The following is a 2,282-nucleotide window of genomic DNA, read 5'->3' as shown; positions in this document are numbered from 1 at the left end:
TACCTGAAATGTTTACGCAAAAAGCAATTGTGCCTGATAAAACAAAAAAACGCCGGAAAAAGCAGATGAAGTTATTTTAGGCCATTGACGTAGCCTTTTTCAGTATTATATTAATCGGATACGGAGGAGAAAAATGGAAAAAAGACTGGGGGACACGATCAATCTGGCTATTAAAAGAGAAGAAGAGGCCTTTGCCTTTTACACAGACCTTTACAACAAGATTGAGGACAAAGAGGCAAAAGAGACACTCAAATTTCTTGCAGGGGAAGAAAAAAGGCATAAAGAATTTCTCGTCAACTACCTGAACGGACAATATAGTGACAGCGGGCTTCGTATGAGCAGCGTCGTGAACTATAAAATAGCGGAACACCTTGAAAAACCGGACATTAAAAAAGATATGGCAAGCAAGGATGTATATCTCGTTGCCGCACACAGGGAGACTAATTCATACAATTTCTATATGGCGCTCGCCGGAGAACACCCCGATGGAGACACAAGATCGATGCTCCTGCGTATGGCCAATGAGGAACTTAAACATAAAGAAAAGGTGGAATACCTCTATTCCAATACCGCTTTTACTCAGTTAGACGGCGGGTAATATCTTCTGGAGGTTACCTGTAACCACCGTCCTTTGTCCTGTATTATCTGCCCCGAATGCAAGAACAGGATTTCACATCAACACATTATTTCAAAAATTCATCCTTTTTTTAACTATAAGAATTGACAAGGGAAAGATAAAAATGGTAATAATATCTTCTTGTTTGGAGATTGTCCTTAAAGTTGTAAATTGAAATAGCTATGCAAAATACGGGAACACACACCACAGAAGACCTTGAGATGCTCCGCCACAGCACCTCTCACCTCATGGCACAGGCCGTACGGGAGCTTTTTCCGGGGGTTAAGGTAGCAATCGGCCCGTCCATCGAGAACGGCTTTTACTATGATTTTGACTATGATCCGGGCTTCACCGAAGAAGACCTGCCGAAGATAGAGGCAAAGATGCACGAAATCGCCTCGAAGGACATTCCCATCGAGAAGAAGGTCCTGAAAAAAGACAATGCCATCGAGATGTTCAGAAAAATGGGTGAAATATATAAGGTAGATCTCCTGAACGCGATCAGCGACCCGGAAGTCAGCACCTATACCCAGGGTTCTTTCACGGACCTCTGCAGGGGGCCGCACCTTCCATCAACAGGAAAGATAAAGGCATTCAAGCTCTTAAGCCTTGCCGGCGCTTACTGGAGGGGCGACGAGAAGAACAAGATGCTTACCAGGATATACGGGACAGCCTTCCCCGACGAGGGATCGCTCAATAAATACATGGATTTTCTCGAAGAGGTGAAAAAGAGAGACCATCGCAAGCTCGGCAAAGAGCTCGAGCTTTTCAGCATCTCCGACGAGGTCGGCGCGGGGCTTGTCATATACCATCCGAACGGCGCCCTGCTCCGGTATCTCCTTGAAGACTTCGAGAGAAAAGAACACCTGAAGAGAGGCTACCAGTTCGTAATGGGCCCGCACATACTGAAGCTCGATATGTGGAAACGGTCAGGCCATCTCGACAACTATAAGGATTTCATGTATTTCACCAGGATAGACGACGTGGATTACGGCATCAAGCCCATGAACTGCCTCTCCCACATCATGGTATACAACTCCAAGGTCAGGAGCTACAGGGACCTTCCGCTTCGCTACTTCGAGCTCGGCACCGTGTCGCGGCACGAAAAATCCGGCGTCCTCCACGGGCTCATGAGGGTACGGGAATTTACCCAGGACGACGCCCATATCTTCCTCCGTCCCGACCAGCTTCACCAGGAGATATTGGCTATCATTCAATTTGTCCAGGACGTGATGGGTATCTTCGGCTTTGATTATGAGATGGAGATAAGCACACGACCCGAAAAATCAATAGGTACGGACGAGGACTGGGAGAAGGCGGAAAAGGCATTAAAAGAGGTCCTCGACGACCAGAAGCTCCCATATGAGATCAACGAAGGCGATGGGGCGTTTTACGGGCCCAAGATCGACGTAAAGCTGAAAGACGCCATCGGAAGAAAATGGCAGTGCGCCACGATACAGTGCGACTTCGCCCTCCCTGAACGTTTCGACCTCCACTACACAGACAGCGATGGGAAAAGGAAGAGACCCGTCATGCTGCACAGGGTCATTCTCGGCGCTATTGAACGGTTTATCGGCGTCCTGATCGAGCATTACGGCGGACGTTTCCCTGTCTGGCTGTCACCCACGCAGGTAATAATCATGAGCATCACCGACGAGCAGGAACC

At 47.9% G+C, this 2,282-nt stretch carries 2 protein-coding genes; both read left to right on the top strand.

Going from position 1 to position 2,282, the window contains the following annotated elements:
- Positions 1-133: 133 nt before the first annotated feature.
- Positions 134-598 carry a ferritin family protein gene (locus tag PHU49_07780; GenBank protein ID MDD5243902.1) on the top strand — a complete coding sequence of 155 codons (465 nt, stop codon included), beginning with the start codon at positions 134-136 and terminating at the stop codon, positions 596-598.
- Positions 599-798: 200 nt separating this feature from the next.
- On the top strand, positions 799-2,282 hold a 1,484-nt coding region (thrS, locus tag PHU49_07775; GenBank protein ID MDD5243901.1), incomplete at its 3' end, for a threonine--tRNA ligase.

The sequence above is a fragment of the Syntrophorhabdaceae bacterium genome (assembly GCA_028713955.1).
Taxonomy (GTDB): domain Bacteria; phylum Desulfobacterota; class Syntrophorhabdia; order Syntrophorhabdales; family Syntrophorhabdaceae; genus UBA5609.
This window is presented reverse-complemented; position numbering and strand designations above follow the sequence as displayed.

Bases quoted from the DNA above. Each gene is read 5' to 3' on its own strand.
- PHU49_07780 (MDD5243902.1), top strand. From the start codon at position 134: ATGGAAAAAAGACTGGGGGACACGATCAATCTGGCTATTAAAAGAGAA.